This window comes from Bacillus sp. FSL P2-0069, assembly GCF_038593315.1.
Classification (GTDB): domain Bacteria; phylum Bacillota; class Bacilli; order Bacillales; family Bacillaceae; genus Bacillus; species Bacillus safensis.
This window is the reverse complement of sequence record NZ_CP151984.1, coordinates 2,915,992-2,930,996: the sequence shown is the minus strand read 5'-3', so window position 1 is coordinate 2,930,996 and position 15,005 is coordinate 2,915,992. Positions and strand designations below refer to the sequence as shown.

General features: G+C 42.3%; 16 protein-coding genes. 11 read left to right on the top strand and 5 right to left on the bottom strand.

Going from position 1 to position 15,005, the window contains the following annotated elements:
- The first annotated feature begins 54 nt into the window (after positions 1 to 54).
- Genes NSQ34_RS15145 through pdxA form a run of 3 tightly spaced genes read left to right on the top strand, consistent with a single transcriptional unit; the run spans position 55 to position 4,206 of the window.
- On the top strand, positions 55 to 1,836 hold the full coding sequence (locus NSQ34_RS15145) for a sigma-54-dependent transcriptional regulator (RefSeq protein ID WP_176967222.1): 1,782 nt from the start codon (positions 55 to 57) through the stop codon (positions 1,834 to 1,836).
- 25 nt (positions 1,837 to 1,861) lie between these two features.
- Positions 1,862 to 3,205 (top strand): four-carbon acid sugar kinase family protein, encoded by a 1,344-nt coding sequence (locus NSQ34_RS15140; protein WP_176967223.1) that lies wholly within the window; start codon positions 1,862 to 1,864, stop codon positions 3,203 to 3,205.
- Positions 3,181 to 4,206 carry a 4-hydroxythreonine-4-phosphate dehydrogenase PdxA gene (pdxA, locus tag NSQ34_RS15135; protein ID WP_065215182.1) on the top strand — a complete coding sequence of 342 codons (1,026 nt, stop codon included), beginning with the start codon at positions 3,181 to 3,183 and terminating at the stop codon, positions 4,204 to 4,206. Before NSQ34_RS15140 ends, pdxA begins: the two co-directional genes overlap by 25 nt.
- A gap of 17 nt (positions 4,207 to 4,223) precedes the next feature.
- Here pdxA and NSQ34_RS15130 read toward each other — a convergent pair whose 3' ends face one another.
- A complete protein-coding gene (locus NSQ34_RS15130) occupies positions 4,224 to 4,970 on the bottom strand; it encodes a 3-oxoacyl-ACP reductase family protein (RefSeq protein ID WP_065215183.1) in 747 nt (248 codons plus the stop codon).
- Between the two features lie 187 nt (positions 4,971 to 5,157).
- Between NSQ34_RS15130 and NSQ34_RS15125 the strand changes: the two genes are divergently transcribed.
- From NSQ34_RS15125 to NSQ34_RS15095, 7 genes are all read left to right on the top strand, one after another.
- The gene (locus tag NSQ34_RS15125; RefSeq protein ID WP_065215184.1) at positions 5,158 to 5,727 is read left to right on the top strand and encodes a cob(I)yrinic acid a,c-diamide adenosyltransferase; all 570 of its coding nucleotides are present in this window, start codon (positions 5,158 to 5,160) and stop codon (positions 5,725 to 5,727) included.
- A gap of 345 nt (positions 5,728 to 6,072) precedes the next feature.
- Positions 6,073 to 6,465 (top strand): membrane protein, encoded by a 393-nt coding sequence (locus NSQ34_RS15120; protein WP_041115718.1) that lies wholly within the window; start codon positions 6,073 to 6,075, stop codon positions 6,463 to 6,465.
- Positions 6,466 to 6,480: 15 nt separating this feature from the next.
- Positions 6,481 to 7,149, top strand: coding sequence for a PspA/IM30 family protein (locus NSQ34_RS15115; protein WP_024423427.1), 669 nt, complete (start codon positions 6,481 to 6,483; stop codon positions 7,147 to 7,149).
- Between the two features lie 104 nt (positions 7,150 to 7,253).
- On the top strand, positions 7,254 to 8,123 hold the full coding sequence (locus NSQ34_RS15110) for a DUF4097 domain-containing protein (protein ID WP_041115720.1): 870 nt from the start codon (positions 7,254 to 7,256) through the stop codon (positions 8,121 to 8,123).
- A 3-nt stretch (positions 8,124 to 8,126) separates the two neighbouring features.
- The gene (liaF, locus tag NSQ34_RS15105; protein ID WP_170825847.1) at positions 8,127 to 8,918 is read left to right on the top strand and encodes a cell wall-active antibiotics response protein LiaF; all 792 of its coding nucleotides are present in this window, start codon (positions 8,127 to 8,129) and stop codon (positions 8,916 to 8,918) included.
- A complete protein-coding gene (liaS, locus tag NSQ34_RS15100) occupies positions 8,915 to 9,979 on the top strand; it encodes a two-component system sensor histidine kinase LiaS (RefSeq protein ID WP_034280874.1) in 1,065 nt (354 codons plus the stop codon). The genes liaF and liaS overlap by 4 nt, the downstream gene beginning before the upstream one ends.
- Positions 9,976 to 10,611 (top strand): response regulator transcription factor, encoded by a 636-nt coding sequence (locus NSQ34_RS15095; RefSeq protein WP_024423423.1) that lies wholly within the window; start codon positions 9,976 to 9,978, stop codon positions 10,609 to 10,611. The genes liaS and NSQ34_RS15095 overlap by 4 nt, the downstream gene beginning before the upstream one ends.
- Before the next feature lie 42 nt (positions 10,612 to 10,653).
- On the opposite strand, the gene NSQ34_RS15090 is transcribed toward NSQ34_RS15095, so the two are convergent.
- From NSQ34_RS15090 to NSQ34_RS15075, 4 genes are read right to left on the bottom strand one after another with little or no spacing between them, the layout of a single operon-like run.
- A complete protein-coding gene (locus tag NSQ34_RS15090; protein WP_034280872.1) occupies positions 10,654 to 11,022 on the bottom strand; it encodes a hypothetical protein in 369 nt (122 codons plus the stop codon).
- A gap of 37 nt (positions 11,023 to 11,059) precedes the next feature.
- The gene (locus NSQ34_RS15085; RefSeq protein WP_144496375.1) at positions 11,060 to 12,181 is read right to left on the bottom strand and encodes a Ger(x)C family spore germination protein; all 1,122 of its coding nucleotides are present in this window, start codon (positions 12,179 to 12,181) and stop codon (positions 11,060 to 11,062) included.
- On the bottom strand, positions 12,178 to 13,272 hold the full coding sequence (locus NSQ34_RS15080; protein WP_046313241.1) for an endospore germination permease: 1,095 nt from the start codon (positions 13,270 to 13,272) through the stop codon (positions 12,178 to 12,180). The genes NSQ34_RS15085 and NSQ34_RS15080 overlap by 4 nt, the downstream gene beginning before the upstream one ends.
- On the bottom strand, positions 13,259 to 14,683 hold the full coding sequence (locus tag NSQ34_RS15075) for a spore germination protein (RefSeq protein ID WP_034280868.1): 1,425 nt from the start codon (positions 14,681 to 14,683) through the stop codon (positions 13,259 to 13,261). Before NSQ34_RS15075 ends, NSQ34_RS15080 begins: the two co-directional genes overlap by 14 nt.
- A 112-nt stretch (positions 14,684 to 14,795) precedes the next feature.
- On the opposite strand from NSQ34_RS15075, the gene NSQ34_RS15070 reads away from it, so the two are divergent.
- The gene (locus NSQ34_RS15070; protein WP_003213147.1) at positions 14,796 to 14,963 is read left to right on the top strand and encodes a YvzF family protein; all 168 of its coding nucleotides are present in this window, start codon (positions 14,796 to 14,798) and stop codon (positions 14,961 to 14,963) included.
- Positions 14,964 to 15,005 lie beyond the last annotated feature (42 nt).

The following is a 15,005-nucleotide window of genomic DNA, read 5'->3' as shown; positions in this document are numbered from 1 at the left end:
GACTCCCTCAAGCTATGTCTCGTGATGAAGAGATAAAAAATGGGGGTCCTTTTCATGAATATCAAAGTGTTAGGTGTTGCGCCGTATAAAGGGTTGGGCGATGTGTTAATCGACCTTGCCAAAGAAGAAGAAAATATGACATTCCAGCTTGTAGTCGGAGATCTCCGGTCTGGTGTTGCTCTTGCAGAACAAGCAGAAGCTCAAGGAATGGATATCATTATGAGCCGGGGCGGAACAGCTGCGCTCATTCAAAAACATGTGAACATCCCAGTAGTGGATATCCCTGTGTCAGGGTATGACTTGCTTCGTGCCTTAACACTGATAAAAGATTATCAAGGTAAAAAAGCGGTCGTGGGTTTTGAAAATATTACACAAGGTGTACGCACCATTGGGGAATTATACGCGATTAAAATTGATATTTACACAGTGCAGCAAGAGGAAGAGGTATGGGATCTCTTAAAACAATTACAAGAACAAGGGACTCAGGTCGTGCTTGGAGATGTCATTACTGATAAAGCGGCTAAAGAGCTGGGAATGCAGAGTATGCTCATTACATCAGGTCGTGAATCGGTCAAAGAAGCATTTCATCAAGCAAAACAAATGTATCGTTTATATAAAGAGGCGACAGCTGAACAGCGTCTCTTTCGTGAAATGATTGATCAAGAGCCGAAAGGGATGCTCATCATTGATCCGCACAACCAGCTACATTTTATGAATCAACAAATGAAACAATGGACAGAAAAAGGATTATTTGCACCGTCTACTTCTCATGCTGATGTGATTGCGTGGTGTCCAGCACTTGAACCGGCACTAAAGGCGATTCGAGAAGGGAAACAAAATGGCTATTCTCAAATATCCCATCAGCAGCAAGTGTGGCATGTCAAAGGAAGCATGCTATCGAAAGGCGAGTTGCTTGTCACGATTGAAAAGCCTTCGGCTGTGATGAATCAAGAAGGTCATCGTATTTGGACGCTTGCGTCGCCTATTCATTCAGAACATCCATTTGCTCTTTTTACAGATCAAAGCCCAAAAATGAAAGATGTGATCAATAGGGCAAAAGCGTTTAGTCAAACGGAGCGCTCGATTTGCCTGTATGGTGAACAAGGAACTGGTAAATCATGCCTTGCATTTGCTATCCATCAAATGAGCGAGAGGAAAAATGAGAGCTTTACGACAGTACATTGCAGACGTTTGACAGAACCGGAAGATATAAAATCAATCCCTCTGCATCAAAAAGGGACGATGTTTCTAAAGGATATTGAGAGCGTTCCAATGGATATACAGCAGCTCATTGCCGAGCAGCTGCATCATCATCAGAATATTCGCTGGATGGCTGCGTCTCAAGTGGATTTGTTCAAATTGATGCAATCTGGAGCGTTTAGTGAGGAATTATATACAGGCTTACAGGAGCTCACAATTCATGTCCCTCCGTTGTCTGAACGGCCAGAAGATATTGAGGACATGAGCAGGTTATTTATTGCGGAACTGAATTCTCTTTACGGGACGCAGGTGGTTGGGCTGTCAGCAGATGTGATTGAAGCCTTTCAACACCAGAAATTCAGAGAAAATGTCAGGCAGTTCAAGCGGATCATTGAGGAACTGGTACTGACAACAAAAAGTGGATATATCACGTTGAATAGGGCAAAGGCAGCAATTGATCAGCTTGCTTTTGAAAATGAAAAAAAACAGCTGTCCAGCTATTTGAATGGAACGCTTGATGAAATTGAAAGACGGATTATCAAAACGGTGCTGGAAGAAGAAAATATGAATCAATCAAAGGCGGCAAAGCGGTTGAATATCAACCGTACGACGCTATGGAGAAAGCTAAAGGAATAATATGTAATGAGGCCGAGGTGTCTAAATGACAAACGATCTATTAAAAAAAGGAGCGAAATTAGAGCAAAAGGTAATCATTGTGGCGGATGATTTGACAGGTGCCAACGATACAGGTGTTCAATTTGTCAAATCGGGCTTAACAGCCTCTGTTCTGTTTCAGCCGTCATTTGAAGGCATTGACAGGTATAAAGAGGATGTGCTGATTGTGGATACCGATTCACGAAGTATGTCTTCAGAGAACGCCTACCATGAGGTCAGCCAAATGGTGCAGCCATTTCTCCAAGATGAATCGCACCTTTTCTTTAAAAAAATAGATTCAACGTTAAGAGGCAATATAGGAATTGAACTGCAAGCACTAATGGATATTGGCCCATTTGATGCGGCCGTTATCGCTCCTGCTTACCCAGATGCACAAAGAGCAACCAATAATGGCATACATTATGTGGAAGGAGTGCCTGTTCATCTGTCAGAGGCAGCAAAGGATCCGAAAACACCAGTTTTGACATCCAGCATATCAGGTTTAATTGAGGAGCAGACGAACGTCAGACCAAAAAACCTTTCTCAACAAACAATCGGCGAAGAGCTCAAAGGAATGAATGATGAGGTATCATCGTTATTGAAGCATGGTCACCAATGGTTTGTGTGTGATGCAGAAACAAGTGATGATTTAGGGCGGATTGTGGAAGTGTTTATGAAGATGGATAAAAGAATACTATGGGTCGGTTCAGCGGGACTAGCTGGTGCATTATCGGCATATGTCGCTAAACATAGAAATACTTCTCGCCTTAAAAAACAGAGACCTGTCCTCATCGTATCTGGAAGTGCCTCTCAAAAAACAAATGAGCAGTTTGCTTATTTAAGAGAAACTCACGATTGTTTTGAGATAAAAGTGAACCCGCTGAATGTATTAAACGGCCGTGAAGCATGGGAACGAAAATCAGTTCTCGATCAACTGCGTAAGCGTCAGAACGAAGATATTCTCCTTTATACAGATGCACGGCCAGAGATGGTTGAAAAGATGCTGGTTTACGGAGAAAAGAAAGGGCTGTCAAGACAAGAGGTTGGAAGTGCTTTGTCCGTCTTTCTTGGAATGATCACAAAAGACATTGTCACATTATCAGGAATGAGACGACTTTTCCTAACTGGCGGAGATACAGCGCGGGCGATTTGCCAGGAGCTTGGAGCAGGAGGTATTCGGCTGCTGAAAGAAATTGAACCTGGCATCCCGCTCGGTCAGCTCGTTGATACGAATTTATATGCGGTTACGAAAGCAGGAGCTTACGGTCAAAAAAATTCAGTACTCCATGCGATAGAAGTGCTGAAAAAGATAGAGGGGGAAGTCGAATGTCAAAACCAATCATTGCTGTAACGATGGGAGATGCGGCTGGCGTTGGTCCTGAAATTATTTTAAAAGCTTTTCAGCAAACGCGTTTACATGAAGAAGCCGTTCTATTTGTGATCGGAGACACCAGTATATTAAATAGGGCGAAAGACTTTGTGAATACAGATGTGGAGATTGTAAGTATCATAGAACCAGAGGAAGCGGAGCAAGTTAAAGCCGGAGCTGTTCCCTGCTTAGACCTCAAGCTCTTAACGAACGAGATTCCAATTGGGGACATATCAAAAGAAGCAGGAAATGCTGCTTTCCGATATCTTGAAAAAGCCATTAGTCTTGCAAATGACCGTAGAATTGACGGCATTTGCACAGCGCCGCTAAACAAAGAGGCACTTCATAAGGCAGGTCATATGTATCCAGGACATACAGAAATTTTAGCTGACCTGACGGGTACAGAAGATTATGCGATGATGCTGGCGGCCCCTAACTTAAAGGTAGTTCATGTCACCACACATATTGGATTAATGGATGCCATTTTAAAGATTAATCCTGAGCGTGTATACACGACGATTAAGCTGGCACATGATACACTCGTCCGTTCTGGAATCTCTGCCCCTAAAATTGCTGTATGCGGGATTAACCCGCATGCTGGGGAGAATGGGTTGTTTGGGAACGGAGAAGAAGAGGAGAAGATCATCCCAGCGGTTGAACTAGCGCAGGAAGAAGGGATTCAAGTATTTGGGCCGCTGCCTGCTGATACCTTGTTCTTTAGGGCAGCAAGAGGTGACTTTGATATCGTTGTGGCGATGTATCATGATCAAGGGCACGGACCGATTAAGGTGCTTGGCTTAGAATCGGGTGTAAACATTACAGTTGGGCTGCCGATTATTCGTACAAGTGTCGATCATGGGACGGCATTTGATATCGCAGGAACAGGAAAAGCCGATTCTGCGAGCATGGAAGAAGCTATTAGACAGGCCATCATGCTTTCTGGTACGAGAGAAAATCAATATGAGAAGAAAAAGAGCCTTTAAGAGGAGGCTCTTTTTTTCTAGTTCATATACGTTCCGCCATTCATATTGATGGTTTCTCCTGTGATAAAATCCGACTGGTCAGAAGCTAAAAATGTCACAACATTTGCGACTTGTTCTGGTGTTCCAATCGTTTTCAAAGGAATTCTATCTAAAACCGAACGCCGGTATTCATCGCTCCACTGTTTGCTCATGTCTGTTTCAATTGGACCAGGGCAGACAGCATTCACATGAATGTGGTGCTCTGCTAATTCTTTGGCAAGATGCATGGTTAAATAATTGATGCCTGCCTTTGATGCACCGTATGCAGGTGATGCATTGTGATGAGGGGTTTTGCCAGTTGTAGAACTCATATTGATAATCTTTCCGCTTTGTTGTTTGATCATGTCAGGAATGACCGCTTGGCACATGAGGAACGTGCCGGTCAAATTAATATCAATTAATCGTTTCCACTCATCAAGGGATGTCTCGACTGTTGATTTTCGTAAATTGATACCAGCATTGTTGACGAGCAGATCAATCTGTCCAAAATGTGTTTTCGCTTGCTCCACGAGTGAAAATGCTGTCTCTGGTAAACTAGCATCACCTGCAACATAAACGGCTCGTTTCTCTTTTTTATTCAGTAAGGAGCAAACCTCTTGAAGCAGCATGTCGTTTGTTCCATTGAGAACGACGTGCGCTCCTTCGCAGGCAAGTGCCTCCGCAATGGCGCGGCCAATCCCTCTGCTTGCACCTGTAATGATCGCTACTTTATTTTGTAAACTCACGTACATCCCACCCATCTCTCATTTTAAAAAGCGCTTTCATTCATTATAAAACGGTATGTTTCATCATTCAACATATATAAGGGGATTAGGGTAATTTTCAGTTAATGTGTTTCATAATTAAACAAATACTTCCTTTCAACTTCAGGTTATACTAAAAGGACAAAGCAGTAGAAAAGGGGGCAAACCGTTGAAACTTTATACGAAAACCGGGGATCAGGGTCAAACAGGCTTGATCGGCGGAAGAGCTGATAAAGATGATGTGAGAGTAGAGGCGTATGGAACGCTAGATGAGGCGAATAGCTTTATTGGACTCGCGCATGCAAATTTACGGCAGCATGGCGAATTGTTTCAGGATCTTTTGTCAGAGCTGATTGTTATTCAGCATGAGCTGTTTGACTGCGGCGGTGATTTGGCAGCAGTCAAACCACGTAAAGAAGGCAAATTAACAGAAGCCTCTGTGACAGTCCTTGAGGAAAGAATGGATGTCTATGTAGAAGAGGCCGCGCCGCTCACCAAGTTTATTTTACCAGGCGGTCAGGAAGGCGCTGCTCTCTTACATGTGGCGCGGACAGTCGTCAGAAGAGCCGAGCGGCATATTGTGACACTTGCGAAACAGGAGGAGATTCCAGCCGCTGCGCTCACATACGTAAACCGTCTATCCGATTATTTATTTGCAGCCGCCCGAATCGTGAATCATCGGCTTGGTGAAGCTGATGTTGAATATGAACGAAGTGCCGACGTGTTTCGTTCTAAATAAGGAAAGCACTCTTCAAATAGAAGAGTGCCCAGCGTGTAGACAAACCCTCGCATTCTTTGTCAGGTCTGCGCTCCGGTGCTCACGAATGTTCAATTCGCTCCGCTCCGGTACTCGTCCTTCCTAGACTGCAAAGGTTTTCTATCACACTGAAAAAAGAAGACCAATAGCCCTTGGTCAACAATCTGAGCACTCTTCAAATAGAAGAGTGCTTTTTTGTTAGGTTCTGCCGCTCAGTCTGAGCATTGTTACGACTCTAGTCGCAATCAAAGATCAATCTGTGACACGTTTTGCCGGCTTTCTTTTTTGACTATAGTTAAAGCAAGGAGCAAGAAAGGAGGCATGAAGATGAAAATAACAAGTAAAACCATTATCGGTTCAATTTTATTGTTTGTCGGTTTATCCATCTTCTTTGGTGGTTCATTTGGTGGACTGATCCCGGTTTTGATTGGGGCAGGGCTCATCTATGTAGGTGTTAAAAAATACGAAAAAGGCAGTAAAACCTTAGGTGTCATTCTAGCAGTCATTGGTGTATTGATCGTCGTGCAATTTTTGCCGTTTATACTTGGCATCGCATTTGCAGGGGTACTTCTTTATTTTGGCTGGTCGATGATCAATGGTGAATCTACCAAAAAATCATCAAGCAGAGCATATATGGAGCCAAACACGGCACCTAATACGGAAGAACCGCTTCACACGTCTTTTGATCAAGAATGGGAAGACTTTTTAAAGAAAAAATAAAAGGAGGAACATCAAATGGTATTAAGAAGAGTAAGAGATATGTTTGTTGCAACTGTCAATGAAGGCTTAGATAAATTGGAGAATCCGCGTGTCATGCTGAATCAATACGTTCGTGATATGGAGGATGATGTTGCGAAAGCGAAACATGCCATCATCAAACAGCAAACGATTCAGCAAGGCTTCCTGCGCAAAGCAGAAGAGACGGAAGCATTTGCTGAAAAGCGAAAGAAGCAGGCCGAGCTGGCATATCATGCGGGAGAAGAGGAGCTTGCACGAAAAGCGCTCACAGAAATGAAGTATTTTGAAGAAAAGCACAACGAATATCAGGAAGCCTACCAGCAATCTGTGAAGCAATTGAAAGAGCTGAAAGAGCAATTGCAGCACTTAGAAACGAAGCTGCGTGATATAAAAGACAAGAAGCAGGCACTGATTGCAAGAGCCAATGCCGCACAGGCAAAGCAGCATATGAATGATTCCATCAATAAAGTAGACAGTGAAAGTGCATATAAAGAGTTTCTCCGAATGGAGAACCGTATTGAAGAAATGGAAACAAAAGCAGGCAGCTATGCACAATTTGCGGATCAAGGTGCATATGCTCATTTAGATTATGCCGACGAGGTTGAAAAAGAATGGCAGAAGCTGAAGCTCGAGAAAAAGCCTGAACAACAGCAGGCAAACGTATAGAGATCACATCGGAAGAAAAGCAGGCTTTTTCTTCCGATATTTGATTTCTTTCTGTTTCGCTTTTCCTTATAATGAAAAGGTCAGAAGATAAAGGGATGGTATGAATGAAGCGATTAATCGGTCTAATTTGTATACTTGTAGGTATCTTTTTAATGATTGGCATGCTTTTCAAAAATGAAGATCTCTTTCATTTAAGTTTTTCCCGTGAAAAACCAGTGACAAAAGCTTCAGCGAAAAAAGAGGAGATTGATCAATTAGATATTTCTCTTTCTGGGTTTCGCGTGAAGGTAAAACCTGAAAATCGTTCCGATATTTCCGTGACTGCTGTCAATGGAAAAGGGAAAATGTATGCGGAGCAAACAGGCGGTACTTTTAAAATTCGCGCTGAAAATAAAAGCTTTTTGTTTTTCACTCAATTTGAAAAAGGAGAGCTTTTAGTTAAAATTCCAACAGATTATCATAAAAATGTGAAGATTACGGGTGGAAGCGGAGTCAGCGAGATGAACGGAGAAGGAAAACTGTCCCTTCAAGATGTGATACTCAAATCAACGAGCGGAAACCTCACAGCTGAGAATTTCTCAGCCAAAAATGTGGAAATCAAAGCAACCTCTGGCAGGCTGGCAGTGTCGCACATCGATGCGAAGGATAGTGATATTGGGGCAACTTCAGGGCGTGCCGATATTAATGATGTCAAAGGCGAGCTGCAATTGGGCATGACAAGCGGCCGGTTGACAGCAAGTTTTGATACAATTGAGTCACCTGTCTCCTTTCATATGACATCAGGGAGCGCGAAATTTAATTTGCCAGATGACGGAGATTTCAACGTTCAGGTGAAAAAAACAAGTGGAAGCGTCGATCACTCGTATGACTTTGATCAAGTGGATAGTGAAGGTCGAGGCTTTACAGGTACGCGGGGGAAAGGGACACATTTAGTCGATATTGAAATGACAAGTGGTAACCTCAAGCTGCGGTAATGAATGAAAGAAAGGAAGGAGGCGAGTCAACTGCGTTTTACAAGGAATCAAATTTTAGGCATCATTGTCGTGATATTTGGTATTAATTTATTTCTCAAAATTATTGGGATCGGAGCAGATTTGTTTTGGCCTGTGTTTTTTGCGCTGGCAGGTTATTGGCTGCACTCACGATCCAAACGTTGGCTCGGTTCAGTTTCCTATATTTTTGCCGGCTTTCTCTTCTTAAAATTTCTGCTCAATATTACATTTAGTTTAACAGGTTACTTATTTGCGGCCTTTTTGATTTATGCCGGCTATCGCTTATTGAAAAATAAACCTGTTTTTGATGTCGATAAAAAAGAAACATCAGACGACGGGAAGCCTTCACTGAAAGTCAATCTTGAAAAAAAGGACGATCAGAAAAAAACAAAAAGCCAGACAAAGCCGCGCAAAGAGCATGACTTTTTTATCGGTGAAGTCAGGCTGATGAAAAAGCCGTTTCAATTAAGTGATTTGACGATTTCAGGTTTTATTGGCGATGTGAAAATCGATTTATCAAAGGCGATCATCGCAGAAGAAGAGAGTACGATCGTGATTAGCGGGCTGATCGGAGATGTGGATATTTACGTACCGCAGGATATTGAAGTATGTGTGAGTGCTTCCGCCGCGATTGGTGATATGAAAATCATAGATGAAAAAAGAAGCGGGTTCGGCAGTAAAGTGTACGTGATGACCAACGATTACGATGAGAGCAAACGAAAAGTGAAAATCTCCATCTCTCTATTGATCGGAGATGTGGATGTGAGATACTTATGAGGAAATTCCATTTAGGCCTCCAGTGGCAATCTGTTCGTCTTGGCGTCGGTATCTCGCTCGGTGTTGTGACGATGACGACACTGCCGATGTTTTTTTATTATCAGCTTGATCCGATGATCCTGCTTTCTACCCGCTGGTTTGGCATACCGTTTTTTTGTATTTTACTCATCGTTAGTCTTGCGATTGGGATTTCTGCCGGGAGTGTATTTGGCTATCAGCATAAGAAGCGCCTCGATCAGCTTGTAGAGTCGATTTTGAAATTTGAAAATGGAAACTTTGCATACAGACTGCCGTCTCTTGGCGACGATGAAATTGGCTTAGCCGCCGATCAATTAAATGAAATGGCGAAGCGGGTGGAAGGGCAAGTAGCCTCTTTGCAAAAGCTTTCAAATGAACGGGCTGAATGGCAGGTTCAAATGAAGAAATCGGTCGTCTCAGAAGAGCGGCAGCGGCTTGCACGAGAGCTCCATGATGCGGTCAGTCAGCAGTTATTTGCGATTTCGATGATGACTTCAGCTATTCTTGAAGGCATGAAGGAAAAGGATGAAAAGATATTAAAGCAAATGCAGCTTGTCGAACGAATGGCTGGCGATGCACAAAATGAGATGCGTGCTCTTCTGCTTCATCTAAGACCGATCACGCTAGAAGGAAAAGACCTGAAAAAAGGCTTAATTGAGCTGCTAAATGAATTTCAAGCAAAGCAGCCGATTGATATTGATTGGGAAATCGAAGATGATGTTCCGTTATCTAAAGGAGTAGAGGACCACCTCTTCCGAATTGTGCAAGAAGCCCTGTCTAATGTATTTAGGCATGCAAAGGCGACAAAGGTAACTGTGCGCCTGCTCATAAGAAACCGGCAAGTGCAGCTAAAGATTATTGATAATGGTATCGGCTTTCAAACAGACCATGTGAAGACAGCCTCCTACGGACTTGAATCGATTCGAGAGAGAACAAGTGAAGTAGGCGGTGTCGCAGAGATTATGTCATTTGAGGGAAAAGGCACACAAATTGATGTGAAGGTTCCCATTTTTGATGAAGGAAAAGGAGAGAACGTTCGATGATTCGAGTGCTTTTAATCGACGATCACGAAATGGTGAGAATGGGTCTTGCGGCCTTTTTAGAGGCGCAGGCTGATATTGAAGTCATTGGTGAAGCGTCAGATGGACAAAAAGGTGTAGAGCTAGCCGTTGAATTAAAGCCAGATGTGATTTTAATGGATCTTGTCATGGAGGGGATGGATGGCATCGAAGCAACGAAAAGAATTTGTCAGGAAATTGAAGATGCCAAGATTATCGTTCTGACGAGCTTTATTGACGATGATAAAGTCTATCCAGTGATTGAGGCGGGTGCTTTAAGCTATTTATTAAAAACATCCAAGGCAGGAGAAATTGCTGATGCCATCAGATCTGCAAGTATCGGCGAACCAAGACTTGAATCAAAAGTGGCTGGAAAGGTCATGAATAAACTCCGTCATTCATCAAATGGGTCCATCCTTCACGATTCATTAACGGCAAGAGAAATGGAGATCTTGAAGCTGATTGCGGATGGGAAATCGAATAAGGTCATTGCCGAGGAATTATTTATTACAATTAAAACGGTGAAGACCCATATTACCAACATTCTTTCCAAACTTGATGTGGAAGATCGAACGCAGGCGGCTGTGTATGCGCACCGTCATAAGCTGATTCAATAAAAAAACAGCTTTCAAGTGAAAGCTGCTAGAACATGCGTAAAATTAGTCCTTCTGTCCTGTGATCGGACGTTCGGATAGTTGATGGAGCTCAGGAACTGGAAAAGCCTCCTGCTCCTTGGCCGGTTTTTCTTCCAGGGTTTTCTTCATTTCGGATAAAAGCTTTACGCTCTCCTTTGCTGCTGCCGCTTTTTTTTCCTGCAAATCAATGATCTGTGAAAGTCCGACGAATAATCCGCCTCCCAACAGAAGGAGCGCAGGGGTTTGTCCATAATAAACCACGATCAAAAATGTGCTTGAAAAGCTGTCGGCTTCAATGAAGAAATCTTCTTTTGATTGCGTGAATACAACGATTAACAGAAGTATCCCCAGAATCAAAAATAGAATGCCGGCCGAAAGTAAAGCTCGTTTCATGATTGACACCCTTTTTTTCTTACCATTTTAACATACTCTATAAAGATTGTGTTGCGCCCTTAGTCCCGAAGTCACGGATTTTCACATTTGCTTTGTAACGAATGTCCGATTCACTAAATATTTCATCCCAATGCTTCGCTTCTTTTCGAAAGTCCTTCGGATACGCAATACTCGCTTTTTGATAAAACCCGCAAATATCTGCTTTGATCTCATTCTGTAATTCCCCAATGAAATCTTTTACGTTTTTCTCTAATCGACGCTCCACAACACCTTCAATCTCTTGGAGATACTTTTCATTAAATGCATTTTCCCGCTCATTCCAATCCTCAGATAATCTTCCTTCAAGCGCCACTGACACATTAAATTGATATTTTCCGCTGGCTGTTTTATTCGTTTCAATGTTGTGTTTCAGTTTAAAAATCTCAAAAGAATAGATGCTGTGATCATATTCAAATTCAATGACTCCGCCTTCTCCGTCTCCGGTCAACAGGTTATACGACTGCACGGCTAACGGAGAGATGTTGGTGAGAAATCGTCTGTTCTTTATAATAGAGGCTCCGTCCAGCATTAATTTCCCTTGATCCACACCGACTTTCGGAACAGCAAAAGATACGTTGTTTTGCATAGCAGAAGAAATATCTCCTAATGAAGCGGGCTTGAGCATACGTATAGTCGATTTAGTATTCCTAGAAATATCATATAATGTAGAAGAAGCTGGCTGTCCATCGTCATTGATTTTCAGCAAGTCCCCAGGCTTCTCAGAAGTCATAAAGACAAGGCTTCCTCTCCGTGTTTCATTGTCGCGAATAAATTGATTAATGACGAGGTCGAAATTATTCTCATTGATGAGCTCCTCAGAAAATAAATACACCCTCAGCTGCTGGGCGAAAATCCGGTGACTCTTGAGCGTTGTTGTTCGGAATATTTGATGTACGGAATCACCACTAGTTTCAATAATCTTTGTTGGGTCTTTTACGCTGGATTCTTGCTCAATTTTTTGAGGAACAAGGACTTGCATAGATATTTTAAGCTTATGACCGTCATCTCCTTTATCTAAGCCAAAACCAATCGCCATGTTGAGCTCCTCAATATTGGTACTATCCCAGCATCCACTTAATAGAACAAGGGCCAGGTATGCAAAGGCCGCCTTTTTTTTCATGCTGCTTTCCGCCTCCTTTTAAAAAACACGATGATAAATAAGAGAAACGGGAGGATGCCGAATAAAAGGAAAAATAAATGGTTCACATAGGTTAAATAATCACGCACTGTATCAACATCCTTTGGGAAAACGGCGGCAAAGTAGATGACAATTCCCATCAACGCGAGCACGATCTTTTTTGGTAATTTTGTTAGTTTGGATACCCCCATTGCAGCAAAAAACGTATATCCTACAAAGCTCGTATAAAGCTGAACAAGCCAAACGATAAGCAAAAAAGATTCAATTCGCTCAATAAAAATCCCCTGTATATCGAACGATTGAAATAAAGCAATCGTCGGCCAAGTCAACGTCGCAGTTTCTTTCACAGTGAACGCACCAACGACAAGAATATAGGTGAATATATAAATGATCGCAGGAATTAAAAAGCCGATTGCGCCATAAGCAAAGGTGTGTTTTTGCGTGTTCATATAGACAGGCATAAACAGCATCATTTCAATGCCGACAAACGAAATGGCTGATGCGTTAAGGGATTTGAAGACAGGGGAGAATCCCTCTCCTAAAACAGGCCGGAGGTTATCTAACTTAAATTCTTGAACACTGAGTCCATATGCAACAAATAAGATAATCAAGGTCACAATGAGGAAAAAAGGGCACAGTCTGGCAAAATCACCAATCCCGCCGACTACGAGATAAAGACCAACCAAAATAAAGCTGATCATTGTCACCGCTACAGGTGTGTTTTGAAGCAGAAAGAACTTCACCATTTCTGACATAGCCCGTACTTCATAGCTGGCAACGCCAAGAAAATAAACAATAATGAGCAGGTTAGCAAGAGCACCAATCCACTTTCCAAGCCCCTCATTTGTATAATCATAGTAAGAGGAGAAGGGGACTTTTTTCATCATAAGGACATTCACAAAAATAAATACAATGTAAATGACGCTCATGAGTAAGAGTGCAATCCAGCCATCAGGTGTAGTTGCAGCCTGTGCCATTGCTCTGGGCAGAATCATCATACTTGCACCTAATGTTGTATTGGCAATAATGGCACTTGCCTGATAGCTGGTGATCGACTCTTTATGATTGACCATATCGTTCTCCTTTCTTTTGATTTTTCAAAGGCAATCGAATGATGGAATTGTCTTCATTTTTATAGCTGAACACAAAGTCTGGCGAAAAATAAGGCGTACCAAAACTTTTTTGCCGTGTTAAATGGGTAAGGAGAACGAGCATGAACAGCACAATCCCATATAAACCCAAAGTAGCTGCCGTAAACATGGACACAAAGCGGAGCACGCGGAACGACATGCCCATCCCGTATTGAGGCACAGTAAAGGAAGCAAGGGCAATCACACTGACGATAATCACCATAATCGAGCTCACAATATGAGCCTGAACGGCCGCCTGCCCAATGACGACTCCGCCTACAAGTCCAATCGTTTGACCGAGCGGATTTGGCAGCCTTAAACCAGCTTCCCGCAGCAGCTCAATCGTTATCTCCATGATGAGTGCCTCCACAATAGGCGGAAAGGGGACATTTTCTCTTGTACTTGAGATCGAAATAGCCAGTGTTGTTGGTAAAAGTCCTTGATGGAAGGACACAAGCGCAATATAAATGGCTGATAAAAATAATGTCAGAAAGATAGAGGTAAACCGCAGCATACGAATGAGAGAGGCGGCGATCCACCTTTCATAATAATCATCAGGTGATTGCATAATCGTCGCGAGAGAAGCAGGTACAATTAACACAAAAGGTGAATGATCAACAAAAATGGCGACACGTCCATTATTTAAAGCAGATGCCACTTTATCCGGCCGTTCTGTGTTTTGGATTTGCGGGAAAGGCGAGTACACATTGTCCTCAATCAGTTCCTCAAGAACACCGGAGTCTTGTATATCATCAATGGTGACTTGCTTGAGCCTTTTTTTCACTTCTTTTAAAACAGACGATTGAGCCATACCGTCAATGTACATGATGGTCACTTGGGTGTACTTTTTTTGACCAATTTTCATGTCGACGGTTTTAAGATTGGGGTTTTTCAAGCGCTGCCTCACAAGAGCTAAGTTCGTATCTAAATCTTCAATAAAGCCAATTTTCGGGCCTCTCACAATTGTTTCAGAGGTAGCATCACCTATACTGCGTTTCTTCGTTCCATGCGTTTCTAAAATATACGCATGCTGAAATCCGTTAATCAGTACCACACAATGCCCTTCAAAAATCGCATCGACCAATTCCTCGGTGGTCTTCACAGAACGGGTGGTCATCATCGATAAATTGGATTCCAGCTTCTCTTTTGTGAGAGACGTATGATCTTGGAGAAGCAGCTTTAAAAAGGTTTGAATCTCCATCGTTTCGTTCATTTCTTTTATGTATAAATAGTAAACCACCTGTCCGTGAGGCAGTGTTTTTTTCTCATGGACCAAATCGTCCATTTCTTTTAATTGCGGAAGGATGACGGAGAGATTATCGTATAAGTGCTCTTTTAATGGAGTCTGATTCATTTGGATCACCCGCCTCAAATCTTTTTCTTAGCATTACCTGCTTGAAAAAACAATATTCTGTGTTACATTATTTTGTGGTAAAAGAAAGAATGAGGGTTTTGGAGGAAACAAGATGGCACAGATTCGTTTAGCAGGAACAAAAGAGGAGATCGACCGTATTCTACAGTCGTTTGACAAGCATTATGAGGTGACCTATACATCAAAGGATTACGGAAAAACGAACCCAAAATACAAATATTCGAAGGATGTTCGCGTTTATATTGAACTAAAATTAAAATAAAGATAAAATTTTAATTGAAAACGCTTAAAGGATTTTCGTTTT